Raw genomic sequence first — 25,689 nt, 5'->3', positions numbered from 1 at the left:
AATATTTGACCTACCGTTTCTGTAGCTGTAGCACCTGCAGCATCCAAAAAGAAATCCGGTTTACGAATGCCTAAATCGTCAAAAAATATTTGATTCAATTCGTAATCGTAGTTTTGACCAGTATGGACTATTATATGTTCAATAGCCTCCGACTGATCTAAAGCTGCCATTACTCTTGACAGGCGAATTATCTCGGGGCGGGTGCCTACCACTGTCATTACTTTTAATTTTTCTTTCATTTCTATATTATTAATTCTTAGAAGAATTTTAATTATACATTTTCAAAATACGTATCTGGATCGTTTGGGTCATAAAATTCATTAATCCAAAAATTGGTATACAATACCTCATCCCCTATGTTTTTTATATTATGGGTGTACCAAATTGGCATATCTACATATGAAGGAGCGTCTCCATCCAAATAGAAATCTAACACTTCATCGGTACCAATGCGACGTAATTGAATCAAGGCTTTTCCTTTGATTACCGCAAAACGTTCAATTTTTCTAGTATGATAATGATTTCCTCTAGTTATTCCTGGAACGGTTGTCGAAAAAGAAACCTGTCCTCCCACTCCTAAACGAATGATTTCAACAAAAGAGCCTCTATCATCTGTATGTTTTACAAAGGATACCGGAAAATGATTGGCAATGTTCATATAACAACGAAAGGTATTGAACAAATTCAATTCAAAAGAGGAATCTATTTTAGGTATAATTCCCTTTTCTTGATATTCTGATTTGTATTTTTCTAATAAACTCAAAATTTCAGAAACCTTTGCCGTAGCGGAAAATGGCACTTTAACTTCTGCTTGACTATTTGCACTCCTAATCTCAGATAGTATTACTTCAACGAGTTCACCAATATAAATTAATTTCAACTCCCCATCAACTGCTATAGTTGGTGTTTCGTGATGAGTTAATTTATGGCAAAATGTTGCTATAACCGAATTGTAATTTGGATGTCCGAAAGGGCCAAAAACATTAGGAATAATCAACCCTGTAAATTTCCCGCCGGATTGTTGTGACCAATTGTACAACAATTCTCGACCTGCTTTTTTTGATTTTCCGTATTCATTATCTCTTTCTTCTTGGGTTGACGAAGAAAAAACTATATGCGCCTTACTTTGTGTATATTCCAAAGCATTTACTAACTTTTTAGCCAATTCAATATTAGTGTCATAAATTACTTGAGGATCATTATGTCTATTCATGGCGGCTAAATGAACAATCACATCACATTGTGTAACAAACTCATTAAGCAATGTGGCATTTGAAAAATAGTCTTTGTGAAACGTTACCCTTTCAAACTCGTCTGGGTATAATCCAAGGGTATTGAATAAATGCGTTCCTACAAATCCTGCTTGTCCTGTTATTCCTATTTTTATCATCTATTTATTTTATAAAATAATCAGTAGGATATCGGAACTCATCATTTAGTTCTCCTAAATAATAATCCGCCATAACTACTAATTTTGATCTTTCTTCTAACGCTTGTATACTACTTATGTAACCCGCTGGAATATGAAGTATATCCAATGTCTCTGAATGTAAAGTAAATTCTATTTTAGACAAAGTCAAACTTGGGGTATCCCAATTATCAACTGCTATCAATTGAATTTTAAAACTCCCTTGTGTAGCACTAAACCAACGTTGCTCTATTGCATGTCCTTGCCAAGCACGGATAACATTTTTACTTGAATTTTCAATAACATACATTCTTTTAATGTTAGTCAAATCAAAATCATTATTGTAAAACAAAAGACCGCGTGGGTCTTTGTGACAATTTCCTGAAATTAAACATGGTTTCATCGACTTTTATCCTGGCATTTGAGCTACCTCTTCGCCAAATATTTCTTTACGAATTAATGGTAATTTTGATAACAATTGCTTCATCCCTTCCACATCCTGTTGTGTTGTATTGTGCGAATGATAATCCTCAATTAAGGAAACATCCTGCTCTCCTTCTGAAAAATATTGTGCATAATTCAAATCTCGGTTATCTGCAGGAATTCTATAAAAATCACCCATGTCTTCTGCTTTTACCATTTCTTCTCGTGTACACAAGGTTTCGTATAATTTTTCTCCGTGACGGGTCCCGATAATTTTGATTTCAGTATCCGCTTGGCATAATTCTTTCAATGCTTGTGCCAAGTCTCCAATGGTTCCAGCAGGTGCTTTATTTACAAATAAATCTCCAGGATTACCATGTTCAAAAGCAAACAAAACCAACTCTACTGCTTCGTCCAAAGACATCAAAAAGCGTGTCATTTTTGGATCTGTAATTGTAATTGGATTTCCTTCTTTAATTTGTTTCAAAAACAATGGAATTACTGAGCCTCGTGATGCCATTACATTACCATAACGCGTCAAGCAAACCGTAGTATCTGTTAAATTTCTGGATGCTGCTACTGCCACTTTTTCCATTAATGCCTTAGAAATTCCCATTGCATTAATTGGGTAAGCTGCTTTATCCGTACTTAAACAAATTACTTTTTTTACTTTATTTGCCCCTGCTGCATCTATAACATTTTGTGTCCCAAAAACATTTGTTTTGGTAGCTTCTAATGGGAAAAACTCACAAGAAGGTACTTGTTTTAATGCAGCGGCATGAAAAACATAATCTACCCCGCGCATGGCGCGTTCCACGCTATTATAATCTCGAACATCACCAATATAAAATTTGAGTTTATCATTTTTTAATTGGTTGCGCATATCGTCTTGTTTTTTCTCATCACGAGAAAAAATGCGGATTTCGCTGAAATGGTTGGTATTTAAAAAGCGGTTTAATACTGCGTTCCCGAATGAACCTGTACCACCTGTTATGAGTAATGTTTTATTTTCTATCTTCATTATGGATTAATTTTAAAAATCGTGTTTTTTTCAGTTTGATTAGGATAATTAATCAATACTGCTTTATAAGGACCTTTAAAAACAAAAAGACTGCCTGCAGCCACTCCAATTACACCGTGTTTGTCAATTACTTTTTCAATATCTGAAAGTGAACCAGCGCCTCCTAAAACCGTTAAGGGAATAGAAATCGTTTCTGCAATTTTATCAATGAGATTTAAGTCATATCCTTTCATTACACCATCTTGATCTATTGAATTGATAATTATTTCTCCTGCTCCTAGTTTTTCTAATTCTTGTGCAAATTTAACTGGATTAATACCTGTTGCTTTTTTACCGTTATGGGTATATACTTCATACCCCCCAAAGAGTTTTTTTTTAACATCTAATACTATGATAACACTTTGTGATCCGACACGTTCTGCAATTTGAATAACCAGTTGAGGATTTTGAATAACAGCACTACTCAAGGCTATTTTCTCTATTCCCAAACCAAATATCTTTTGGGCTTGCTCCACTGTTTTCACTCCGCCTCCATAACACAAGGGCATACGAGATTGATTTGCTAGTTTTTCTATTAATACGTAATCGGGTTCTTGGTTTAATACCGTTGCATCAATGTCAAAAAAAGCCAATTCATCTACCTCTTTTTCGTTAAATATGCGAACAGCATTAATAGGATCTCCAACATATTTAGGAGATTTAAAGTTAACTGTTTTTACCAATCCTTTGTCATGATATAGTAAACTTGGAATAATTCTAGGTCGTAGCATACTTATAATTGAGCAAAATTGTGTAATAATTTTTCACCGTATTGATGGCTTTTTTCTGGGTGAAATTGGATTCCATATATATTATTTGAATTTACTGCCGAAGTAAATGAAATTCCATAATCTGAAATGGCAATACTATTAGCAGGAATATTACATTTGAAAAAATAGGAATGTAAAAAATAGAATATAGCATCTTTTTCTAATTCTTTAAACAAAGGATGTCCTGTAATCGGACTCACATCATTCCATCCCATATGGGGTAATTTGGTACGTTGCTGAATAAGACTTTCGTCAAATTTAAGAATATCTGCATCAATCCATTTTAAGCCTTCAGAGTTCCCTTCATCACTTCTATTGCCCATCATTTGCATCCCCACACAAATCCCGATTATTGGGATATTTTTTTCCAATACCAACTCGTCTAATTTTTGCCGCATACCTGAAGCATTGAGTTGTCCCATAGCATAATCAAAAGCACCTACGCCTGGCAAAATTAACTTTTGAGCATCGTCTAAATCAGCCGCCGTTTTAGCAATTTTTGTGGGAATATTCAATCGTTTATACACATTCTGAAAAGCAAAAATATTCCCTACTCCGTAGTCAATTAATGTAATCATCTAAATAATCTTTTTTCTAATCCTATTTTTTGCATAACATCAGCTCCAAAATTCAATAATTTAATTTTGGTTTTATAATCATGAAATGTTTTATTCTTTCCATCGAAAATAGCTTGTAACTCTGGTCTGGTTAAGTCTAACTTATCCGCAACATAATCAAACTCTTTTTGCAAAAACTCTTCTGAAAGTTCTGGTTTTGCAATGCGCTCTAAGGCTTCTTCTCTTGTCATTTGACCTGTTAATATCAAACTTGAAAAATGGGCTCTTCGTTTCTCAAAACCAAATTTTCTTGGTAACCAAAAATCTTCATAGAAACGGGTAAAACGTGACTCATGGTGTTTGTGTTGAAACGGTTCCCAACCAAATTTATTTTGCAATAACTGCTCTGCATCTTTTTTTATGTAAGGAATAAAATTTAACGGCTTAAAAACCTGCATTCCTAAAATATATCTATAAAATATTTTATATGATAAAATATCTACTAATGGAAATGATTTAAGCGGACGTTTTCCAAATTTAGAATGAATATCTTTGACTAATAGTGTGTCTATACCAGGAAATCCTCCCCATTCTTGAGGTTCACGACAACACTCTGTTGAGAAATTTCCTCCAGTAAGTACATATTTTATCTTATTTTTTCTTGCAAATTTGTACAAGCCTGAAAAAAAAGCATAATCTTGAGGAAGGTCTTGGTCTGCAATTTGTGATTTTAAAAATGCAACTTGTAAATCTTTCATTTCTTCCCAATTAATTACATCGGTATATAGATCTAACCCTAAACCATTACATAGTTTTTCAATGTTACCTACAGCTCTATCCGTATTCCAGCCTGCATCTACATGAAATAATAAAGGACGTAAACCCATAACTTCTTTCGCAACATAAGCCACATAAGAGCTGTCTAATCCTCCACTCAAACCAATGATACAATCAAAATCTCTACTCTTGCCATCAGCTTTTATTTTTTCTGCTGTTTGCATTAATTCTTGATATCCTTTTTCATCTGTATTCCAATGTGGCAAGATGGTCTCGATGAAATTGGTATAATAATCACTCTCCCCTTTTTCGTTAAAAACGATATTTGGATCTGTTGTGTCCATTATGGTATGAGAACAAATTTTATAATTCATAAAAATATTTATTTTAAATTGATTAAAACTTATAATTGCAAAATAATCATTTTGAAAAAAAATAATGCTTTTTTAAATTAATCTCTTAATTGCAAACATAAATCTACTAAATACTAAAAATACAATTGGAAAAAGTAATAATGCATAACCTGTATAGAAAATTGAAACAATTGGAATAACCAGCATAAGAATTAAAAAATACATTGATTTCAAAGATTTTACTTTTTTATTCTTGATTCTTAATTTTATTGAAATGAAATAAATAAGACTAATCAATAGAGTGGTTATATATCCGAAATTAAAAACGAGAGGAGCTGTATATCCATTAAAAGCTCCTCCGTCATAATTATATGCTCTATCTATATGATCTTGCGAATCTTTAGCATCCCAATTAAGAATCCCAAAAAAATTTAAAACTTGATAAACGTCGCGAAAAAATTGCTCACCATTCAAACTTTTTTCATCATTATAAACTTCAAGTTGATACAATCCATTTGAATAACTCTGGGAAGCATAATCAAACAAACTATAAATGATAGGATCTTTAACTATAGAATCTTGAGGAATACGATCTCCATAATAATCCATAGCTGAAAATCTAATATATGTTATGAATAAAAATAAAATAACTATACATACGGACGAATATCTTATAAGTTTTAAAACTTTAACTTGAATGAATTTTGGAAGCGATTTTTTAATTAAAAAAAAATAAATTATGAATAAAAGTGTATAAGTAAATATTTGCGCCCTTGAATAAAAAGCAAAACCAGATAAAAGTGATGAACTTGAAAATAAAAATGCATACAGAGCCTCTTTTTTCTCTAAATTACCTAAATAATAATAAAAAATTGGAATAGCCAAATAACCTAAACTCTGAGTTGTATATGCATATCTGAAAATATTTGCAAAATATGGTATTTGATCGTACAGGTTTAGATAAGCTGACTCAGCCTTAAATGCTGAGATATCAGGCAAAAAAATCAAAACCAAAATCAAAATTAAAAGGTTGAGAAATAAATTAATAAATAAAAATTTATACAGAATCTTTTTAAAAAAGACAAAAAAGTTAACATTTAAATCTTCAACTCTTAATATGTTTGCATAACTCCAAGGTTTAATTATTAAATAAATATTAATACAAATAAAAGAAACATTAAAAATTGTTTTATATGATTTGTATTCAAAAGTCCTACCTACTAAAAATTGGGTGAAAAAAGTAATAAAAGTAAGTAAAATTAATATTATATATGTTACGTTGTCTTTTCTTACAAAAAGCATTAAAAGTGAAAAAAGAATAATAAAAAAAACAACCATATAAAATTAAAATTTTCTAGATATTACGATTTTGTTCATTTTTTACTAAAATCATGGCATCATTAAACAATGGATCTTCAAAAAGCTCCTCGACACAAAAATAATCTGATAATTTAAAAGTAAATGATGCAGCTGATTTATATTCAAACTCTAGAAAAGAACCATGACTAATAAACAAACACGAATTAGGAAAATGAACGTCATCAACCCATTTTTCATCAGCAAAACTAAGTAAAATTTTAAGTTTTTCATGATTATAAACATGCCTAGGATGTTGTTTTACTATTAATTTTATATTAAATTTATTTTTAAAAAATTGAGCAAACTTAATTTCGGAATCAATAAATGGTGAAGAAGAAGCTAGAAAACAAGAAGCTCTTAAATTTTCAGAAGAAAATATAGAAGAAGTATTTCTCGCAAGTATACTATAATTATTCACTTTATAATAAACTTCAAAAGATTTTATAAACTGCACATCTCTAAGCATTAAATTATCTATTTTACCAAATTTTGACGGGAATTTAATTGAATTATCAATATAACCATGTTGAACAATCACAAAATTTGAACATTCCAAATTAGATACAATAAAAGCAAATCGTTGGTAATGATCTTCGGTTACAACTATAACTTTAGGATTGTCTATTATATAAACAGAAATTAGATATAATTTTAATATATCTGTATAATTTAAAAAAAGTACAAAGACACTTTCTGAATTTAATATGATGTACTTAGTAAATCCTGTTAAGAAAAAAAAATATTTAATTAAACGATTTTTTTTAACTAAAAAAATTAAATTAATATTACTCGCATTAATAAAAAGATTTTGAGATAGATTAAGTTGACTAATCGAATCTCTTACTATATCCATATGAGATTTAGATGTAATAATTAAGTTTTTTTGACCTTTAGGTAAAGAAATTAACCTGATTAGAATAAAACCAAAAAATAAAATACCTATAACAAATTGTAATAAAACCACAAAAAAACAAAGAGCATATAACAATGCAAAATAAAAAAAATTTGGCTTTAAAAAAATTGAAGAAAATTGAAGAACTTTATAAGGAATAAATCTAAGCGGTTTTGAAAATTTTTCAATTATATGTTTTTCTAATTCAATCTCATTTATGAAAGCATTATAAATAACCTGAGTTAAAACATCAATCTTTTTTATTGTAAAAAACATAAATTTTACTTTTAACTAATATTAGAATAAAATTATTCATTATTAGAAATTATTTTGCTAAAGAATGAAATAAATAAATTAATAATAGGAATTATATTTTCAAATACCGGAATTTAAATTTCAATAAAAATAAAAACAAAACTGAAAAAAGCAAAATACCAACCTTCAAATAGAATACTGAAATAATACTAATAATTAAAAAAAATATAATCCATAAATAATCCCAAAAAAAAGGTTTTACAAATCTGATATCCAATTTCTCAACGAAAACAACACCTAACACTGTCATAACCAAATACGAAGTTAAAGTTACCCAATAAGCAAATTTAAAATTCAAACCAAAATTAAATCCTACAAACAAAAAAATTATGCAAAAAGCAGCTGCGATAAATGAAATTATCCCAATTAAGTACGTTTTTTTAAAATAACCTAAAATTCTAACCCAAATTTGCCAAACTGAAAGAATCAAAATAGCAGCAATAACAATTGGTAGAAAAGCCAAAACACTCTTCTTATCATCAGGAAGAAAAAAAACTGAAAAGAAATAAAAAAATATGACACAAAAAATAGATATGAAAATAAATTTATAATATAGTTTTCTTTGATGAATTTCAAATATAGACTGCTTTTGAAAATCGCTACACACCTCATAAAATTCATTGTTTGCAAAATTCATAAATGCTCCAAAAAGAAAAGATAAAACAATACCAAAATTATATATGTATGAATAAATCCCCGTAATTATGCTTCCAAATAAATTATTTATTAGTAATCTATCAAATTGAGCCAAAACTATCAAAGAAAATGAGTAAGGTAATAGTGGAAAAGAATACTTAAAACAATACTTAAACGAAAACAAAAAACCATTTAAATCAAAAATAAATCTCAAGTAAATTAATATAAAAACCATTCCTATGATGGAAGCAACAGCCTCTATAAAAAAAATAAACTCTAAACTAAATCTAAATATTACTAAAGTGAATAAAACAATAAATAACAAAAAAGATCTAAAAAAAAAATAAATCAATCCAATTGATAATTTATCCTCTTTAATACAATACTGTAAAAGTAAAGTTTCAACAATCATAGTAAATGATATCACTGTGAGAATAATATATAGATTTAAACTTAAATTTGAACCCAAAAAATGTTTAAATACTGGCAGACTAATAAAACTTGTTATTACAAAAAAAAATAAAATAACAAGATATATATTTCCTCCAAATTTATTTTCAGGCAAAAACTTTTCTTTTTCGTATAAATATCGACCATAAGCTTGATTAAAATTTAATCCACTAAATACACTTAAATAACTTATTAATGAAATATAAATAACATAGTTTCCATAAATCTCGGGAGACATAAAGTAAACGAAAAACAATGACCCAAAAATTGACGAAAGTTTGCTAAAAACAATAATTGTAGCATGTTTCAATAATTTATTTAACATTACTTATTTATTTTAATTTGAAGCTTACAAAGATTTTATCATCCGATTTAATTATTATTTGAATTATCTTAGATAAAACCCATTTGATCTTAAAAGGAAGTTTTAAATTAAATCCAAATCTAACATTCAAAAAATTTAAAAACGAACTCAAATATGCAAAACCGGTACCAAATGTTTTTATTTCTAAAACATCAAAACCGTTTTTAATTAAAATCGACTTTAAAGATTTTGGAGAAAATAAAATGCGATGTCTTGGTGTATCTAAATGTATCCAATTTGAACCAAAAATTTTAAACGAACGACTGTTAATATTTGGTATATCTATGCAAGCTAGACCATCTTTATTCAAATTTCGCTTTATAAGATTGAATAAATCTGAAGGATCATCAAGATGCTCTAATAATTGTGAGCAACAAATAAAATCAAACTTTTCACTTTGAGAAAAATCAATCAAACTTAGTTCCCATAAAGTAACATCACAATTTCTTAAGTTATATTTAGCCGACTCTATATTAAAATCTATTCCACTTAAAACTGAGTTTGGAAAACTGCTTCTAATGTTAAATAATAAGTTTCCATCTCCACAACCTACATCTAAAACTGAAAAATTTTCACTTGAATTCATTGATAATTTTAATTTTTTCTGTATTAAGCTAATTGGAGAAATAGAAAACCTGCTTACAAGCTTAACACCATGGGAATGTGGATCATATTTTTTATAATACTCCGAAAGATCTTCCTTAAAATCATCATTTGCAGTAATTTGTAATATTCCGCAATTTTCACAACTAAACCAATCATATAAGCGTGTAGTCATCTTGAAATTGATATCTCTAACTCTTTGAAATCTTAATGATTTTATTGAATTATTACATATTTTGCAAATTATTTCTTTATTCTCCATAATATATATATTATTAACGATTTATTATAAATAAAAAATATCCTGATGGCAGATCTAAAAAATAAAAAGACATTTTTTATTTTGAAAAATTTAAACAAAATAAATAAATGATCTCTGTAAAACAAAAAACTTATTCTATTATAAGGATCTGAAGAAATTTCTCGAAAAACGCCAGTATTTTCTATTCTAACAAAATTTTTCACACATTTAGTTAGTCTTAAGTATAGGTCAATCTCTGGAGCATAAATAAAATCTTGAATATTGTACTCAACTAAATTATTGTTACATAACCTTGGAAAAATTGACTCGCTAGGTGCTGGCACATCCCTTAAGCCATAAATAAATTTAAAAAAACTATTGCTGTTAAGAACAAAATCTTTGGGAGTATTATGTCTATTTGTTGTTGCAAAAAGGCATACATCATAATTAAATTTCTGTATGGTTATAAATGCATTTTTTAAATAATCCTTGTAATAATAATCATCACCCTCAAGTACAGCAATAAATCTTCCTTGTGCATGCTTAATTGAGTCGTTCCAATCATTACATTTTATTCGACTTTCACATATACTAACAATTTTTATTTTTTTACTATCACTGTTTTTTATAAAATTATCTACAATATTATTTACGTAATTATCATTTCTTGTCGAAACAATAATTTCAAAATCATCAAATTCTTGATTAATTAAGGATTCTAGAGCTCGTAATATAGTTCTAGAACGCCCTGTCGCTGGAATACATACACTAAAAAAAGGACTCATACTTTTCTTTTTATTAATTTAACCAATTCTTCGTATGATATTTCAGAATAATGTTCATCGAAAAAATTAAATAAATATGCCGAAACACCAAAATCTCTAAACGCTTTAATATACTTCATCTCATCATCTATATGAAATAGAATTTTAGAAAATAAATGACGGTGATTGGTTAGCGTATCATCTTTATGAACGAGCTGAGAAAATTGAACACCACAATCAATCAACCACTGAGATGTTAAATTAAACAACATAGGGTAAATAGGAGAACTAATAGGTCTTGATGTACTAATAATAACATGGAAGCCCGCATCATAAAAACTATTTACTACTTTTATCATATCATGATTTGCTAAAGTGAATTCAGAATTTTCACCCATTAGTCTATATTCTTTTTTAATACTATCATACAAGTCTTTTTTAAGTACATTTTTAGCATCTTCAATACTTCTAAAGTCAAAATTTAGTCGGTTGTTTAGATATAATAACCAGCATTCTGGGTAGTTATTTAACACACCATCAATATCAAATGATACTATTTTCATATAATATAAATAATTTAATAAGTTTTAAAAATATATTTTAACTCGTTATTCATCTTAAAATCCAATAATTTTAGAATAAATTTGTTTTGAGTTTTTTATATGTTCATCAATTTTTAGAATTCCATTATTGACTTCGTTTAAAAAAGCTAATGTTTGTCTATACAAACCTGGTTTAAATTGCAAATCTAAAGAATCATCAAATTTATGTTCTACAACTGCTACTGTTCCTTTTTCCTGCACAAAAATATTTTCCATTGGCTTTAAATAAATCCTTCTCTTTTCAGTTAACAACTCTACTGCCCACCTACCCGCACTTTCCCAATTAGACAAATAACTAAATAACACTCCTTTTTCTGTGAACCCCGCTCCTGTAAAATTAGTTTTTGAATGCCATTTTAACTTTCCTGCCTTTGAAAAAGCTTTCCAATCGTCAGCCCTTCCAGCTAAATAAAAGGCAAGATCAACCACATGTGTAGAGTTTGCAAAAAACCAATTTTCTTTAACACCAGGAGCTTTATGTAAAGGTTCAATCGTATGTGCCCATTCAGTGAATTCAAAATGTATGGTTTTCAAGCCGCCATCTTCTTCAATCATTTTTTGCGCTTCAATAACAGAAGCATAAAATCGTCGGTTGTAGGCGACAAAGACCTTATCCGAATAGGGTTTTAGCTTTTCTTCGTTCTCAATTAGCTCTTCGATACTAATTGCTGCTGGCTTTTCTATTAATACTTTGTATGCACCTGCTTTTAAAACTAAGAGAAGTGAAGGCATTAAAGCCTCTGTTCCTGTTGCTATTATTACATACGCATTTGTGGACAAACTATTGTTGTTTATATATTCTTGAAGCCCTCCAACAAATGGTTTAACTCCCGTTTGAGATTCGAATTTTATTGCAGATTCTTTACCACGTCCTATAACCGTTGTATCACAATTTTGATTTTTTAAAACAGCTAAATAATCTACTGCCATTTGTCCTGTCCCGATTAGAAATACTTGTTTTTTCATTATGTAATAGGTAAAATATTTGATTTTAATCCCGTTATTTTATTGTATTTCCCTAACATTGCTTTTATAAATATTTCATGTGTATGTCTTGCTTCATCGTATGATGGCAATAAACAAGAATTATTATCTAATAATCCTGCTACAATGTTTGTTGTCAATTCACTCTGATATTGAACTTTGAAAATGTCTTTTTTACAATTAAACGAATTCTTTTTTTCTAACTCATATATTTGAGGAGTTGATCCTTCTTGAATAATCAATCTTTGTTCATTATTAAAGATTGTTACTGATATAGCACTCGACTCTCCTTTTAATGAAGTTATATTAAAAAATGAACCATCTGTTAAATATCCAGTTAATGTTCCTGTAAATTCAGTAAAACCTTTTCTGGAACTTTCGAGTAATTCATCTTCAATTAAATTTACATTTATATATTGAAGTTTTTTTTCTGATAGGAAAACGAAAAGATCTAAAAAATGTAAAGCATTACACCCAATTCCCCAGTTACCCCCAACAACGCTATAAATACTTTGACTATTTGAAACTAAATTTGCTTTAATATTTATGTAAGATTCAAACATTCTACGAGGATGATTAACATAAGTAATCACATTATGCTGAACCAATAAATCCCGAACTCTTTGATAAGCATTCAATTCTTGAAAAAGAATCTTTTCTAAAATCAAAAAACGAACCTTATGATTATCTAATAATTTATTGATAACCGATTCTCTTATATTGGCGTTAGTTGCAACAATTACAATATCAAAAAAATTCGGTAATATTTGCCAAGATTGCGTATAAATTATTTTATGATTGTGAGTAATTTCTTTCTCTCTCTCTTGCGCGATTTTTAAAGAATCTATAGATGTATCTAAAACATAGATTTCTAATTGCCCTAAATATTTAAGTAAACCTTGTAGATGCCTACTACCTAATTGACCCGCACCTATTATTAAACAATTATTTATATGATTGTCCATCCTCCATCTACTATTAAGTTTTGCCCAGTAATATATTTTGAGTCGTCAGACAACAAAAAAGCTACTGTTGGTGAAATATCCTCAGGAGTTCCTAATCTTCTCAATGGAACTTTATTACAATAATTCTCAATAAAAACTTCATTTTGGTTATCAAAAATCCCACCAGGTGAAACCGCGTTGATTCTAATTTGCTGAGGTCCAAAATAAGAAGCTACATATCTTGTGAAATTTACTAAAGCTCCTTTTATTGCCGAATAAGCAGCTGGCATTGTCATCGATGTACCATTGTAAACAGAAAAATCGGGCCCTACTACACCATAAATTGAGGTCATATTGATAATACTGCCAGATTTTTGTTCTGCCATTTGAATTGCCACCTTTTGAGTAATGTAAAAATAGCTATTCAATTGCCAATCAACATTTTGTTTCCATGAGTTTAATTCAATTTCTTCAAATTTAGTACCCCAATCCTTAGTTCTAGGATAGGCATTATTTACTAATCCATCAACTTTAGGGTATTTAGAAAAGACTAATGCTAATGCTTTATCAATTGAATCACTATCTGTAATATCACAATACACATTTGATAAGTCATCATTACATTCTATATTGATTTCAAAATTAATGCAAAACGCACCTTCCAATGTCAATCTTTCAATTATAGATTTGCCAAGTAATCCATTACCACCTGTAATAATAATTATTTTATCTTTTAATCTATTAATCATTTTGTAATACAATTTTTAATACTGCTATCGACTCTTTGAGAGAATTCATTGGCTTTTCATTTTGCTTTATACAATTAATAAAATATTCCATTTGATCAATGTAAGTGTTTCGCATTTCAAAATTTGATATTTGAAATAGTGTTTGATCATTCTCATCAGACACAATATTATTAACTAAATCAACATTAATAATTTGATTATCTAATAGAATTTCAATTGTTCTTTTAACTTTTTTTCTGTAATAATTAAGTACAATATTTGCAGTAAAATTACTGTATTCTAAACAATAGTTTGCATAATCAACTGCATTTATAGTCAGACTAGAAACACTTCTTTTAATTGAACTGCTTTTTATTGGATGTCCAAAAATCCATGTTGTGTAATCCAATTCATGAAATAAATCTAAATGAACACCCCCCCCCATATTTTCATTTGCACTATATATTTTTCTAAAGTCTTTACCAGGTCGCCAATCAGGCAAATAAGAACCACAATACACATTGACTTCATTAATTCTAATGGGAACCGTTTTAATGTATTTATTTATAAATAAAACACAAGGATGAAATCTTAAATTACAAGCAACATACGTTATTAATTTTTTTGCATCAATAAGACTAATTAAATCAGCACAATTATCTAATGAATGTACTGCAGGTTTTTCTATAAATAGCGGTATGTTTTTCTCTGCTAATATTTGAATATATTCAAAGTGAAGATGTGTTGGATTAGAAATAATTGCAAAATCGAATGTAATATCAAGATTATCTATACTAAAAACATTTATTATTCCTTTTTCTTTAACAACATTATTTGTTGAACGAAGGGCATAAATTGTAGCATTAAAGTTTAGAAATTGTATTGCTTCAATATGTTTTCTAGCAATAGAACCAAGACCTACAATTAATATGTTCATAAATTGAAATCTAATTTATCATTTTGAAGTAAATACTCCATAAATAAAAAATCTACAGGATGATCTAAATCAAAACAAATATGTTTCATTTCAAAAATGATAGACTTATCTATAATCGCAGATTTTTGATTTGATTCAAAAAAAGAACGTCTATACCAATAAAAAGATGCATTTAATTCAAAAACTTTTGGAGCAGACTGCCTAGTCATAACCGAACCATCAGGATTCGTTTTTACCAAAGAATAAAATCCATTACTGTTTTCTTCTACCATATTGAAATATGGATTTCTTGCTGCTGGATTTACTGAAAATAAATTTTGTGCTTCTGGATTATTGTTTAATAAATGAAGTGCTTGTTCTATATCTTCAAATGTTCTTAAAGGAGATGTAACATCTAAGTCCAAAATAAAATTCATTTTATCCTTTAATAATGATTCTTCAAACAATAATACATCCTTAATAGTATCAATTTTACCCGCTGTATCTGTGGCTAAGAAACTAGGCCTTTCGTAATTTGTTGTTAGACCGAAATCTTCTGCGACTTTTTTAATTTCAATATCATCTGTAGATAATGTAATTGTAGCATTATACTTTTTTTGAAATTTTTTGGCTAATTCAATTGTATAAGCAATTAATGGAACTCCATTAATTACTTTAATGTTTTTACCAGGGATTCCTTTTGAACCGCCTCTAGCACAAATTGTAATTAAAATGTTCATTTTAAAATTTAATATTATTTATATCGTTTTGTGCTTTTTCAAAGTCTTCGTGTTTACCAACATCGAGCCAATAGCCAGAAAAAGGAAACGAAATAATTTTTTTATTTTTAGTAATCAATTCTTCCATTAAATCAGTAGCATTAAAAAATGTATTTTGTGGAATATATTCTAACATATCTCTCTTCATTAAATATATGCCACCATTGGAATAATACGTATAGGTAGGTTTTTCTTTAAAACTTTTTACTTCTCCTTTTTCAGTTTCTAAAACTGCATAAGGAATAGCTACCTGATACGGAATAGTTAACACCGCCAAATCTGCACCTTGCTTAATAAATTCTATAAAGAATTGTTCGTAATCTATGTTTGTTAAGAGATCAGAATTCGTTACCAAAACATAATCATGCTTGAAATTGTTTATTTTAGCAACAGCTCCTATTGTTCCCATTGGATTATTTTCCCAAACATATTCAATGTTGATATTTTTTTGTTTTCCTGTACCAAAATATTCTTCAATTTGTTCTCCCAAATATTTTACAGATACCCAAAAATCATCGATACCAAACATAGCCAATCGGTTCAAATTATGTTCCATTATGGGCTTATCTCCTACTTTTAATAAAGGTTTTGGTGTAGTATCCGTTAATGGCTGCAAGCGCTGACCTCTACCACCCGCCATAATCACAGCGTCGATAGGCAAGTAGGACTTGATAAATCTAAAATTAATGACATTAATAACAACATCATTATCATCTAAAACAGGAATTACTCTGTAATCTTGTTCTCTATATTCAATTATTTTCTGAATATCATAATTTCCTTTTCTAATGAATCTTGGGTTTGGCTGAATAATTTTATCAATTACACTTTCAATAGTAAAATTATTTAATAAGCCGCGTCTAATATCACCATCAGTTAGGGAACCTATTAATTTTTCTTGTTTATCAACCACAAATAAAATAGCATCTTGAGATAATTCATTTAGGATTGAAAGTGCTTTTTTAATAGAACTTCCACTTAAAATTAAATGTTCTTTATAGGACCTCATTGAATTGTTTAATATGATTGATAATTAAATCTGCTGCATGTTGATTATAATACTTATTTATTCCTGTAAATGTTTTGTTAACTATTGCTTTGTCAACTGCTTCAATTATATTTTGATTATTAAATGGTGTGTTTATAATATTATCGCTTTGCATACGACCTTTTTGCCTGTCGCCTACATTCACTACATATTTACCAAAAGAGGCAGCCTCAATAATTCCACTAGAAGTATTACCAATTAACAATTTAGCATAATACATCGCGCTAAAATAGTTTTTCTTTCCAAAATTTTCTATACACATAACTTGTGTTGAAAATTCATTTTTTAATTGCTCAATTTCCATTCTAAAAACAGACCCCATAGTATCTGCATTGGGCATTGTAATGACTAAATACAATTTTGAAGTAACCTTAGCAAGTGCTTTTCTCATTTCACTTGCAAAATGTTTGTTCATTTCGGTATTTACCGTTTCAGGATGAAAGGTAATTAATGCAAAATCTTTATTTGGAAGTTTGAATTTTTCGAAAAATTCCGTTTTGTTAATTGGTTGAAATTTTTCTATATCATTTAAACTTAAAGAACCAACAGTATAAACATTTTTATTATTTCCTATTAACTCGATTACACGATCTGAAAATAGTTCACCTGCAGTAAAATGTAAATTTGATGCCAAGGTAATTTGATGTCTATATATATTATCAATTGCACCGAGTGTTGTTTCTCCACCATGTAAATGTGCGAATTTCACATTAAAAGGAATACCCGCTTGTAGGGCTGCACTCATTTCAAAACGGTCTCCTAAACAGAATACTAAATCAAATTTATTGTGTTGCCAAAAGTCCGCAAATTTCAATGCTGTTAATGCGTAAGAAGTAGCTATTGCTTGTTCATCATCAGTTGAAATTAAAGAAGAAATGGTATGTATTTTTTTATAATTATTCTTTTGAATTTCTGATAAAGTAAAACCGTGACTTATGGATACATGGGTTCCAAAAGCAATTATTTCAAGCTCAAAGTAATTATCCTTTTTGATTTTTTTTAATAATGGTAAATAAATACCATAATCTGCTCTTGAACTTGTTAAAACACCTATTTTCATTGAACTAATTTTATTAAATCATCGGCATTAAAATTAGCTTCTGCAACTTGTCCAATCACCTCATCCCAATGCATGGGAGAAATTCCATTTCCTGGTCTCTTAGTTGTAATATTTGATTCAGAAAAAATATCTCCTTTATTAATTGCTGTTTTAGCGACAATACTTTTTCTGGCGATTTCCATATTTTTTAATTCTGAACTACTTGGTTCCTTCATACCATTTCCCGAAATAGCTAGTTCTATATTTCGAATGCTTGCCACCATTGCTTTTAATTCTAAAGCTTCTAGAGAAGCTAGTTGATCCGGGCCAGGTAAACTTCGATCTAAAGTGAAATGTTTTTCAATCATTTTAGCTCCTAATGCTACTGCTGCTATAGGCACTTCAATACCTAATGTATGGTCTGAATATCCGATTTCTACATTAAATTTATTTTTAATAGCTAACATTGCCAACAGATTCACATCCTTCATCGGTGTAGGATATTCTGTATTGCAATGTAAAATATAGATAGCTTCTCTTTTAATTCCAGCAGACAAAAAAACATTTAATGCCTTTTCAATATCTTCTAGCGTTGACATTCCTGTTGAAATAATCACTTTTGAAAATAATTCAGCTGCTTTTCTTAAATAAGGTAAGTTGGTTATTTCTCCTGAAGGTATTTTTACCATTGTTAATCCTAACTCCTTCAAATAAATCAACGAATCTAAATCAAATGCAGTTGAGAAAAAAGAAATATTCTTTTGACGACAATATGCCATTAATTCGATATGTTGTTCGTGTGAAAGTTCTAGTTTTTTTAGCATTTGCAATTGATTTTCAGTTGCATTCTGCGTATTTTCAATTTGATAGTCTGCTTTTTTGGCTGATTTTGAAACCAAACTTTCTGCTTTAAACGTTTGAAATTTTACATAATCTACACCTGCATCTACAGCCACATCAATTAACTTTTTGGCTAAATTAATATCTCCATTGTGATTTACTCCTGCTTCGGCAATGATTATTACTTTATCCATTTAAATATATCTATTAGGATTTCCAACTATTTTTTTACCATCTGGAATATCAGATAAAACTACAGTACCAGCCCCTACGACTACGTCTTTTCCTATTTTAACCCCTTGTTTTATAACACTATTCGCCCCAATAAAAGTACGTTCTCCTACAAAAACATTTCCTGCTAATACTGCACCTGGTGCAATGTGTACACTATCTGAAATCTCACATTCATGCTCGATTACACAAGCTGTATTTAGAATAACATTTTGACCAATTTTGGCTAATGCATTAATTGTTACATTTCTGTTTATAAACGTTCCACTAGCTATCCTTGCAGAATGTGATATGGATGCAGTATTACTTATAAGAGTCGTAACAACTAAATTTTTTGAAGTAATTAAATTATAAATTCTTTCTCTAATCCTATTGTCTCCAATTCCAATAATGAATCCTACATCTTTTTTATTTTCAAAAAAATCTGTTTCCTTTTCATAACCAGCGTAGCTCAAATTAAAAGGATTGTTTTGAACCCTACTTTTTTCTGTATAACCAATAATTTTAAATTGGTTCTCTATAGCAATATCTGCTACTACATAGGCATGCCCTGAATATCCAATTAAAATAAATTTCTTATCTAACACTGCTTGGAATATTTACAATACGCTCTTCCAAAAATTGTGCATTTAATTGTTGATCTTTTTGGCAATGTTGGTACATTGGTAAACGATACATTAATTGCCAAATAGGTCTTGTCATCACTTTAGCTGTATTGGTTTCTGCTAAAAACAAATCTCTTTCTTTTAAATTTTCTAATTCAACACACATCAACCAATAATTAGCTTTGGTATTAGGTGTTTCCGTTCTAAATTTAATTTCTGAAGTGTCAAAAAAAGATTTATATTCTAATGCTAATGTGCGTTTATTTTCTAAAAAAGAATTTAATTGTTCCAACTGAGCACAAGCAAGTGCCGCATTTAAATTAGGCATTCTAAAATTATATCCTAATTCATCGTGATAAAATTCAAACGGATGTGGAACTTTTGCTGTAGTTGTCAAATACTTTCCTTTAATTCCTAAATTTTCATTGTTGGTAACAATCGCACCACCACCACCACAAGTAACAATTTTATTGCCATTAAACGAAAATACGCCAATTTCACCGATACTTCCTGTAGGTTTGTTTTTATATTCACTTCCTAATGATTCCGCTGCATCCTCTACAATTGGAATTTTCCAAGCGTCACATATTGCTTTTAGTTCACCTAAATGCACAGGAAATCCAAATGTATGCATGGGTAAGCAAGCACTTATCTTTTTACCTGTTTTTTTATTAAAACAACCTTCTTCACGCAATTCACCAAATTCATCTAAAAATTGATTAACCGCTTTTGGAGACAAGCCCATCGTATCTATATCAACATCTAAAAAAATGGGAGATGCTCCATTGTATGCAATTGCATTAGCAGTGGCAATAAATGTTAGTGCTTGTGTAATAACCTCATCACCGGTACTTACTCCAACTAGTCTCAAAGCAACTTGTATTCCAGCGGTTCCATTAACAACAGCGACCGATTTTTTTGTATTGGTAATAGACGACATAATTTCTTCAAATTGGTCAACATAAGCACCTACCGAAGAAACAAAAGTCGAGTCAATCGTTTCAATTAAATAGTTTTTTTCATTACCTCCAAAAGTTGGCGCATGTAATGGAATAAACTCTTTTGATTTAAAACTTTGTTGAATAAATGAAATGGTATCTTTTATATGCTTCATCATTACATTTTTGAATCCAAATATTTACCCGTTTCTTTGTGTCCAAAATCAGGTATCATTTTAAAAAACAAATCTACTAGTTGTTCTTTATTCCATTTTTTTGATTTTTTGAATTCGGTTATTGAATTTGAAAACAAATCTATTTTATCAGTTGAAAAATTACCTTCATTTTTGATGATTCCGAAATTTTCAAAACGTTTCATATCCAACACTTCTTTATTTGTAAAAAACTCTTCAAAGTCTTTTTCACCTGTGGTATCGCTGTTAGTAAACAAACACGGCCATTTTTTTTGTTGTGGTAAAGTAGCCATCAAGTCTCTCGCTTCATCTTCTGTTTGACACAGATAAGGTTCATAACCCAACTCCTTTAAATATTTAACTGCAATATCCGCAAAAGTAATTAAGTGAAGATCTTGATTTAATTTTGGAAAAAAAACATCTCTGTTTTCACCAAATATACACGACATCAAACACAATTCTCCTGATTCTTTGGGTGTAACAAAATATCTTTTAATATCATTTGGAGCTACAATAGGCTGTCTTTTTTGAATCCGTTGATTAAAACCGTGTAATAATGAACCATCCGAAAAAGCAACATTTGCAAAACGAGCAGTAGATATTGTGATTTTATGACTTAAACTCATTAAATACATCTCCATAATCCGTTTAGAAGCGCCCATCATGTTTACAGGATTTGCTGCTTTATCCGTTGAAACGCAAAAATATTTTTTTGAACCTTTTTCAATTGCTTGTTTAACTGTTTTCTCCGTATTGAAAACATTTACATCAATCATTCGCATCAATGTAAATGGGTCTTTCTCGCTTCTTACATGTTTTAATGCAGAAAGATTTAAGACATAATCGTACTTCCCATCTGATTCAATAAAAGCATCATATTCAATTGAGCCAATATCTAAAGCGAAGGTTTGAAAATCTCCATCTATATAGCCAAATGAACTTCTTAAATCACGAACCAATTCCACCATATTGTTTTCACTGATATCAACAACATGCAATTTTAATGGATTACGTTTAAAAATTTCCTTTGTAACTGCTTGACCAATTGAGCCTGCGCCACCAATCACAAGAAAAGTAGATCCGTTAACAATTTTGGAAAGTTCTTGTTCTTTTGTTGAAATATCATTTACAAATATTTCTTTATCTCGTCCGATTAATTTAAGAATGTTCATTTGTATTTATTTTTTCAACAACCAACTTGACGATTGAATTTTATCCCCCAACCCGTCTAATAATACGATTCCCAATTTTTCACAAATAGGAGCTTCAGGTATGGAGTTGTTATTTTGATCACCACCATTAGCAAAAGCTAGCTGGTACTCGTTATGTAATTGTTTGTGTATGTGTTGTATGGTAGCGCAAACGGTGCGGTCTTCGTCAATGGAGAGAAATACCTGGTCTACACTTTTGATGTTAGACACAATAAATACACGTTCGTCTTCTTTTTGAAATTCTTTACTGCCTTTTAAAATACGTTGTTTGTCGTTATTTACTATCACAATCAGAAAATCGCCCAAGGCTTTAGCATTATTGAAATATTCAATGTGTCCTTTGTGGATGGGGTTGAAATATCCGGAGACTATGATGGCTTTTTTCATGAATTGGGTATTGGGTTTGAGGTGTTGGGTAAAGGGTTTTCTCTTCGACAAGCTCAGAGAACGGTTTTTATTTTGAAATATTATATATATTAATTTTATGTTTCTTTTGACTGAGGTTCTCGTTGTTGACTGAGGGTCTCGAAGGCAACAATTGCTTTTTTAAAGTAGAAAAACAAATTTTCAAATCGGCACATTGTTTATTTTAAACCATATAAGGCATATAAGTGAGTATAAGTCTAAAATTGTCTGTTGACTGAGTTACTCGTTGTTGACTGAGGTACTCGTTGTTGGCTGAGGCTCTCGAAGTCAACAATTGCTTTTTAGTGTATAATAACTAATATTCAAATTAACTACGCGCAATTTCTTTAAAAATCCTTCTTACAATCAATCCTAAAACAGTTAAAAACCCAGCTAAGATACCTCCTAATAGAATTCCTTTTACTTTTCCGAATTTTTCCTTTGGTAAAGGTAAAATGGGTTGGTCGATAACTTGTATTAGTGGGGTTTCTTTGCGTAAGGTTACTTTAGCTAACTCGGCTTGTTTTACTAATTCAGTTAAGATGGCGGTATTAGCTTGCACGTCTACTTGGCGTCTGGCTGATGGTACGCGTTTTACATTTAGAGCAGGGTTCAGCCCGAACGTATTGTCGTTGGCTACGGCTACTCCAGTAATGGCGCCATTTAGCTCCCCACGAATGGAATCCGTTTGGCGTACCAAGATGTCCATGTTTTCTTTGGCACGTTTGCTCTTGGTTTCGATGTAAAAATCGGTAACGGTGTTGGTTAATGCTAAAGTAAATTGTTGGGCAAAGTATTCGTTAGTGCCTTTTAAAGTGATGGTACCAATAGCTACTTTTTTGTCTTTTTGATCTACGGTTAAGGCGCTTGTAGATAAATCGTTATAAATTACTCCAAAAATACTGTCTTGTACTCGGGTGAATTTGGCTCTATCGGAATTAGGTAAAAAAGTAATTGTTTTTAAAGCAGGTTTTTCATTCCAGTTGTCGCGCCATTTTTTGTCTTGGATATACATTTCGGCTAATGAAATGGTTTTGTTGTTTTGGGCTACAGATGCCAATAAGGTTTGCTCTACCATAGCGCGAGATTTAAATAATTCCATTAAATTGGAACCAGAAAAGGCACCGCTATTTCCTCCTCCGCCAATATCGAATCCAAACGAACTGGCCAAACTTCCTAATCCACCACCTGAGGCTTTTCCGTCTTCTAAGGCATAAGTTAGTGTGGCGGTGTAGATGGGTTTTTTAGTAAACGAGTAGCCTAAGCCAATAAGGGCTCCAATACTTCCTGCTAAAACAATCATTTTCCATTGAGAAAGTAGGTAGGTGTACCTTTCTTTAGCTTTAAGAAGGAGTTCTTTTAAGGTGATTTCGTCGTTTTCCATTTTTTTAGGTATTGGGTGAAAGGTTTATTTAATTGAAAATTGATAGTTGACAATTGATAATTATGAATTTTCACTTTTTCATTCTGCTTTTTTACTTATTTTTTTATTTTAAACGCAAGGTTCACAAGGGTTTCGCATAGGTCGCAGTGAATGGTTGGTTGTAATCTCTGTTGACTTCGAGTGCCTCAGTCAGCAGTCAGTTGACTGAGGCTCTCGTTGTTGACTGAGGCGCTCGAAGGCAACAATTATATTTGTAATATTGAATGTTGAATAACGAATATTGAATTTTCAAATCTTCAAATTCGCACATTCTCTACAATCTCCAATAATTTTTAAAATCCTTTTTATTTAGAACACCTTTGATGTCGAATATATAAACAGGTCCGTTTGATAGTTTTTCGAAATCTGATAGTGTCATGTTGCGGTAGGCTTGGTGTCCTACTGCTACTACAATGCTGTCGTATTTTCCTGTTGGACTAGGTTGTAGACTTACATTATAATGTTGTTTCAATTCTAATGGGTCTGCGTTAGGGTCGATAACATCTACTGCAACAGAATAATCTTTTAATTCTTTGATTAAATCGATTACTTTAGAATTACGAATGTCGGATACTTCTTCTTTAAAGGTTATTCCCATCACCAACACGCGAGATTTTCCTGGATTTTTATCTTGTTCAATAAGTGTTTGAACTACTTTTTTTGCGATAAAAGTCGGTATAAAATCATTTACGCGTCTTCCAGCAGCGATGACTTGAGGGTCGATTCCGATTTTCTTCGCTTTATGCATTAAATAAAATGGATCGACACTAATACAATGTCCGCCTACTAAACCGGGTTGGTATTTGTGAAAATTCCATTTTGTGCCTGCGGCTTCAATAACGGCTTGGGTATCTATATTCATTTTATCGAATATGATGGCCAATTCGTTCATTAATGATATGTTGATGTCACGTTGCGTGTTTTCTATTACTTTGGCGGCTTCTGCTACTTTAATAGTAGGTGCTTGGTGCAGCCCAGCTTCGATAATGGAACCGTAAACTGCCGCAATTTTTTCAAGTGCTTCAGGGCTGTTTCCTGAAACAATTTTCAATATTTTAGTAACTGTTTTTACTTTATCGCCCGGAACTATGCGTTCTGGACTGTAGCCAAAATGAAAATCGATACCTGCTTTTAAACCGCTATGTTTTTCTAAAACAGGAACGCAATCTTCTTCTGTACACCCTGGATATACCGTAGATTCATAGACAACTGTATCTCCTTTTTTTAATATTTTTCCAATGCTTTTTGAAGCACTTAATAAAGGATTAAGATTAGGTACTTTGTTTTTATCGATGTCGGTTGGTACTCCGATAATATGAAAATTAGCTTCTCGAGCTACTTCACTATCAGAGGTAAAAATAATGTTTGTGTTGGCAAACGCTTCGGCGCCTAACTCATTGGAAGGGTCGATGCCTTGCTTCATGAGTGCCACTCGTGATTCGTTGATGTCAAAACCAATAACTTTGAATTGCTTAGCAAATTCTAATGCTAAGGGCAATCCTACGTAGCCAAGTCCTGTTACGGATAGTATGATGTTATTTTCGGGTTTCAAATTTATTAAAGGGTATAAGGTATAAGGTTTTGGGTAAAGGTTTTTTAAATTTACGAATTACGATTTTGGATTTACGGCTCTAGGCTTATTGGCACATTGACTAACTGACTCATTAACTCCACGGCTTCGCCTGGTCAGTCCCATAATTGGGCTAACTGGCGGGTATTGAAAACCGAATTTGGTCTTCTTATTCTTGTTCGAAAACTAATAAACCATCGCCTTCATACTGTTTTGTGGTATGAAAAGTGATGGTTTTTTGAATTTCGTTTTCTATTTTT

Annotated in this window: 27 protein-coding genes; all 27 read right to left on the bottom strand. The window is 30.4% G+C overall.

Annotation, left to right across the window (positions count from 1 at the left end):
* On the bottom strand, window positions 1-239 hold a 239-nt coding region (locus tag ABWO04_RS03990), incomplete at its 3' end, for a UDP-N-acetylglucosamine 2-epimerase (protein WP_353077531.1).
* A gap of 32 nt (window positions 240-271) precedes the next feature.
* On the bottom strand, window positions 272-1,390 hold the full coding sequence (locus ABWO04_RS03985; protein ID WP_353077530.1) for a polysaccharide biosynthesis C-terminal domain-containing protein: 1,119 nt from the start codon (window positions 1,388-1,390) through the stop codon (window positions 272-274).
* Between the two features lie 4 nt (window positions 1,391-1,394).
* Complete coding sequence (locus tag ABWO04_RS03980; RefSeq protein ID WP_353077528.1) at window positions 1,395-1,811, bottom strand: cupin domain-containing protein; 417 nt, start codon at window positions 1,809-1,811, stop codon at window positions 1,395-1,397.
* Between the two features lie 6 nt (window positions 1,812-1,817).
* Window positions 1,818-2,852, bottom strand: coding sequence for a polysaccharide biosynthesis protein (locus tag ABWO04_RS03975; protein ID WP_353077527.1), 1,035 nt, complete (start codon window positions 2,850-2,852; stop codon window positions 1,818-1,820).
* Window positions 2,852-3,622 carry an AglZ/HisF2 family acetamidino modification protein gene (locus tag ABWO04_RS03970; RefSeq protein ID WP_353077525.1) on the bottom strand — a complete coding sequence of 257 codons (771 nt, stop codon included), beginning with the start codon at window positions 3,620-3,622 and terminating at the stop codon, window positions 2,852-2,854. The genes ABWO04_RS03975 and ABWO04_RS03970 overlap by 1 nt, the downstream gene beginning before the upstream one ends.
* Window positions 3,623-3,624: 2 nt before the next feature.
* Complete coding sequence (hisH, locus tag ABWO04_RS03965) at window positions 3,625-4,239, bottom strand: imidazole glycerol phosphate synthase subunit HisH (protein ID WP_353077523.1); 615 nt, start codon at window positions 4,237-4,239, stop codon at window positions 3,625-3,627.
* Window positions 4,236-5,369: an N-acetyl sugar amidotransferase gene (locus tag ABWO04_RS03960; RefSeq protein WP_353077521.1), complete on the bottom strand. Its 1,134-nt coding sequence runs from the start codon at window positions 5,367-5,369 to the stop codon at window positions 4,236-4,238. The genes hisH and ABWO04_RS03960 overlap by 4 nt, the downstream gene beginning before the upstream one ends.
* Before the next feature lie 72 nt (window positions 5,370-5,441).
* Window positions 5,442-6,686: an O-antigen polymerase gene (locus ABWO04_RS03955; protein ID WP_353077518.1), complete on the bottom strand. Its 1,245-nt coding sequence runs from the start codon at window positions 6,684-6,686 to the stop codon at window positions 5,442-5,444.
* A gap of 16 nt (window positions 6,687-6,702) precedes the next feature.
* Entirely contained in the window at window positions 6,703-7,875 is a 1,173-nt protein-coding gene (locus ABWO04_RS03950; protein WP_353077516.1) for a hypothetical protein, read from the bottom strand.
* Window positions 7,876-7,966: 91 nt separating this feature from the next.
* Window positions 7,967-9,325, bottom strand: coding sequence for a lipopolysaccharide biosynthesis protein (locus ABWO04_RS03945; RefSeq protein ID WP_353077514.1), 1,359 nt, complete (start codon window positions 9,323-9,325; stop codon window positions 7,967-7,969).
* Window positions 9,326-9,332: 7 nt separating this feature from the next.
* On the bottom strand, window positions 9,333-10,229 hold the full coding sequence (locus tag ABWO04_RS03940; protein ID WP_353077513.1) for a class I SAM-dependent methyltransferase: 897 nt from the start codon (window positions 10,227-10,229) through the stop codon (window positions 9,333-9,335).
* Entirely contained in the window at window positions 10,211-10,993 is a 783-nt protein-coding gene (locus tag ABWO04_RS03935; RefSeq protein WP_353077512.1) for a glycosyltransferase family 2 protein, read from the bottom strand. The genes ABWO04_RS03940 and ABWO04_RS03935 overlap by 19 nt, the downstream gene beginning before the upstream one ends.
* A complete protein-coding gene (locus tag ABWO04_RS03930; protein ID WP_353077510.1) occupies window positions 10,990-11,535 on the bottom strand; it encodes a hypothetical protein in 546 nt (181 codons plus the stop codon). The genes ABWO04_RS03935 and ABWO04_RS03930 overlap by 4 nt, the downstream gene beginning before the upstream one ends.
* A gap of 54 nt (window positions 11,536-11,589) precedes the next feature.
* Window positions 11,590-12,540 (bottom strand): Gfo/Idh/MocA family oxidoreductase, encoded by a 951-nt coding sequence (locus ABWO04_RS03925; protein ID WP_353077508.1) that lies wholly within the window; start codon window positions 12,538-12,540, stop codon window positions 11,590-11,592.
* Window positions 12,540-13,523 carry a Gfo/Idh/MocA family oxidoreductase gene (locus tag ABWO04_RS03920; protein ID WP_353077506.1) on the bottom strand — a complete coding sequence of 328 codons (984 nt, stop codon included), beginning with the start codon at window positions 13,521-13,523 and terminating at the stop codon, window positions 12,540-12,542. Before ABWO04_RS03920 ends, ABWO04_RS03925 begins: the two co-directional genes overlap by 1 nt.
* Window positions 13,508-14,251 (bottom strand): oxidoreductase, encoded by a 744-nt coding sequence (locus ABWO04_RS03915; RefSeq protein ID WP_353077504.1) that lies wholly within the window; start codon window positions 14,249-14,251, stop codon window positions 13,508-13,510. Before ABWO04_RS03915 ends, ABWO04_RS03920 begins: the two co-directional genes overlap by 16 nt.
* Window positions 14,244-15,167: a Gfo/Idh/MocA family protein gene (locus tag ABWO04_RS03910; RefSeq protein WP_353077502.1), complete on the bottom strand. Its 924-nt coding sequence runs from the start codon at window positions 15,165-15,167 to the stop codon at window positions 14,244-14,246. Before ABWO04_RS03910 ends, ABWO04_RS03915 begins: the two co-directional genes overlap by 8 nt.
* Window positions 15,164-15,886 (bottom strand): acylneuraminate cytidylyltransferase family protein, encoded by a 723-nt coding sequence (locus tag ABWO04_RS03905; RefSeq protein ID WP_353077500.1) that lies wholly within the window; start codon window positions 15,884-15,886, stop codon window positions 15,164-15,166. The genes ABWO04_RS03910 and ABWO04_RS03905 overlap by 4 nt, the downstream gene beginning before the upstream one ends.
* A gap of 1 nt (window position 15,887) precedes the next feature.
* Window positions 15,888-16,934 carry a nucleotidyltransferase family protein gene (locus ABWO04_RS03900; protein WP_353077499.1) on the bottom strand — a complete coding sequence of 349 codons (1,047 nt, stop codon included), beginning with the start codon at window positions 16,932-16,934 and terminating at the stop codon, window positions 15,888-15,890.
* Window positions 16,921-18,033, bottom strand: a complete 1,113-nt coding sequence (gene neuC, locus ABWO04_RS03895) for a UDP-N-acetylglucosamine 2-epimerase (RefSeq protein ID WP_353077497.1) — start codon at window positions 18,031-18,033, stop codon at window positions 16,921-16,923. The genes ABWO04_RS03900 and neuC overlap by 14 nt, the downstream gene beginning before the upstream one ends.
* Window positions 18,030-19,046 (bottom strand): N-acetylneuraminate synthase, encoded by a 1,017-nt coding sequence (gene neuB, locus ABWO04_RS03890; protein WP_353077495.1) that lies wholly within the window; start codon window positions 19,044-19,046, stop codon window positions 18,030-18,032. Before neuB ends, neuC begins: the two co-directional genes overlap by 4 nt.
* Window positions 19,047-19,670, bottom strand: coding sequence for an acetyltransferase (locus tag ABWO04_RS03885; protein WP_353077493.1), 624 nt, complete (start codon window positions 19,668-19,670; stop codon window positions 19,047-19,049).
* A complete protein-coding gene (locus ABWO04_RS03880) occupies window positions 19,660-20,802 on the bottom strand; it encodes a LegC family aminotransferase (RefSeq protein WP_353077533.1) in 1,143 nt (380 codons plus the stop codon). The genes ABWO04_RS03885 and ABWO04_RS03880 overlap by 11 nt, the downstream gene beginning before the upstream one ends.
* Before the next feature lie 2 nt (window positions 20,803-20,804).
* Window positions 20,805-21,992, bottom strand: coding sequence for a UDP-N-acetylglucosamine 4,6-dehydratase (locus ABWO04_RS03875; protein ID WP_353077491.1), 1,188 nt, complete (start codon window positions 21,990-21,992; stop codon window positions 20,805-20,807).
* Between the two features lie 6 nt (window positions 21,993-21,998).
* Complete coding sequence (locus tag ABWO04_RS03870; RefSeq protein WP_353077489.1) at window positions 21,999-22,418, bottom strand: adenylyltransferase/cytidyltransferase family protein; 420 nt, start codon at window positions 22,416-22,418, stop codon at window positions 21,999-22,001.
* A 346-nt stretch (window positions 22,419-22,764) separates the two neighbouring features.
* Complete coding sequence (locus ABWO04_RS03865) at window positions 22,765-23,820, bottom strand: GumC domain-containing protein (RefSeq protein ID WP_353077487.1); 1,056 nt, start codon at window positions 23,818-23,820, stop codon at window positions 22,765-22,767.
* A gap of 313 nt (window positions 23,821-24,133) precedes the next feature.
* A complete protein-coding gene (locus ABWO04_RS03860) occupies window positions 24,134-25,411 on the bottom strand; it encodes a nucleotide sugar dehydrogenase (RefSeq protein ID WP_353077485.1) in 1,278 nt (425 codons plus the stop codon).
* Between the last annotated feature and the right edge of the window lie 278 nt (window positions 25,412-25,689).

The organism is Flavobacterium sp. (assembly GCF_040382755.1).
In the GTDB taxonomy this organism is placed as follows: domain Bacteria; phylum Bacteroidota; class Bacteroidia; order Flavobacteriales; family Flavobacteriaceae; genus Flavobacterium.
Note: the sequence above shows the minus strand (reverse complement) of the source record. Positions and strands in the feature narration are given on the sequence as shown.

Bases quoted from the DNA above. Each gene is read 5' to 3' on its own strand.
- ABWO04_RS03985 (WP_353077530.1), bottom strand. From the start codon at position 1,390: ATGATAAAAATAGGAATAACAGGACAAGCAGGATTTGTAGGAACGCAT.
- ABWO04_RS03980 (WP_353077528.1), bottom strand. From the start codon at position 1,811: ATGAAACCATGTTTAATTTCAGGAAATTGTCACAAAGACCCACGCGGT.
- ABWO04_RS03975 (WP_353077527.1), bottom strand. From the start codon at position 2,852: ATGAAGATAGAAAATAAAACATTACTCATAACAGGTGGTACAGGTTCA.
- ABWO04_RS03970 (WP_353077525.1), bottom strand. From the start codon at position 3,622: ATGCTACGACCTAGAATTATTCCAAGTTTACTATATCATGACAAAGGA.
- hisH (WP_353077523.1), bottom strand. From the start codon at position 4,239: ATGATTACATTAATTGACTACGGAGTAGGGAATATTTTTGCTTTTCAG.
- ABWO04_RS03960 (WP_353077521.1), bottom strand. From the start codon at position 5,369: ATGAATTATAAAATTTGTTCTCATACCATAATGGACACAACAGATCCA.
- ABWO04_RS03955 (WP_353077518.1), bottom strand. From the start codon at position 6,686: ATGGTTGTTTTTTTTATTATTCTTTTTTCACTTTTAATGCTTTTTGTA.
- ABWO04_RS03950 (WP_353077516.1), bottom strand. From the start codon at position 7,875: ATGTTTTTTACAATAAAAAAGATTGATGTTTTAACTCAGGTTATTTAT.
- ABWO04_RS03945 (WP_353077514.1), bottom strand. From the start codon at position 9,325: ATGTTAAATAAATTATTGAAACATGCTACAATTATTGTTTTTAGCAAA.
- ABWO04_RS03940 (WP_353077513.1), bottom strand. From the start codon at position 10,229: ATGGAGAATAAAGAAATAATTTGCAAAATATGTAATAATTCAATAAAA.
- ABWO04_RS03935 (WP_353077512.1), bottom strand. From the start codon at position 10,993: ATGAGTCCTTTTTTTAGTGTATGTATTCCAGCGACAGGGCGTTCTAGA.
- ABWO04_RS03930 (WP_353077510.1), bottom strand. From the start codon at position 11,535: ATGAAAATAGTATCATTTGATATTGATGGTGTGTTAAATAACTACCCA.
- ABWO04_RS03925 (WP_353077508.1), bottom strand. From the start codon at position 12,540: ATGAAAAAACAAGTATTTCTAATCGGGACAGGACAAATGGCAGTAGAT.
- ABWO04_RS03920 (WP_353077506.1), bottom strand. From the start codon at position 13,523: ATGGACAATCATATAAATAATTGTTTAATAATAGGTGCGGGTCAATTA.
- ABWO04_RS03915 (WP_353077504.1), bottom strand. From the start codon at position 14,251: ATGATTAATAGATTAAAAGATAAAATAATTATTATTACAGGTGGTAAT.
- ABWO04_RS03910 (WP_353077502.1), bottom strand. From the start codon at position 15,167: ATGAACATATTAATTGTAGGTCTTGGTTCTATTGCTAGAAAACATATT.
- ABWO04_RS03905 (WP_353077500.1), bottom strand. From the start codon at position 15,886: ATGAACATTTTAATTACAATTTGTGCTAGAGGCGGTTCAAAAGGAATC.
- ABWO04_RS03900 (WP_353077499.1), bottom strand. From the start codon at position 16,934: ATGAGGTCCTATAAAGAACATTTAATTTTAAGTGGAAGTTCTATTAAA.
- neuC (WP_353077497.1), bottom strand. From the start codon at position 18,033: ATGAAAATAGGTGTTTTAACAAGTTCAAGAGCAGATTATGGTATTTAT.
- neuB (WP_353077495.1), bottom strand. From the start codon at position 19,046: ATGGATAAAGTAATAATCATTGCCGAAGCAGGAGTAAATCACAATGGA.
- ABWO04_RS03880 (WP_353077533.1), bottom strand. From the start codon at position 20,802: ATGAAGCATATAAAAGATACCATTTCATTTATTCAACAAAGTTTTAAA.
- ABWO04_RS03875 (WP_353077491.1), bottom strand. From the start codon at position 21,992: ATGAACATTCTTAAATTAATCGGACGAGATAAAGAAATATTTGTAAAT.
- ABWO04_RS03870 (WP_353077489.1), bottom strand. From the start codon at position 22,418: ATGAAAAAAGCCATCATAGTCTCCGGATATTTCAACCCCATCCACAAA.
- ABWO04_RS03865 (WP_353077487.1), bottom strand. From the start codon at position 23,820: ATGGAAAACGACGAAATCACCTTAAAAGAACTCCTTCTTAAAGCTAAA.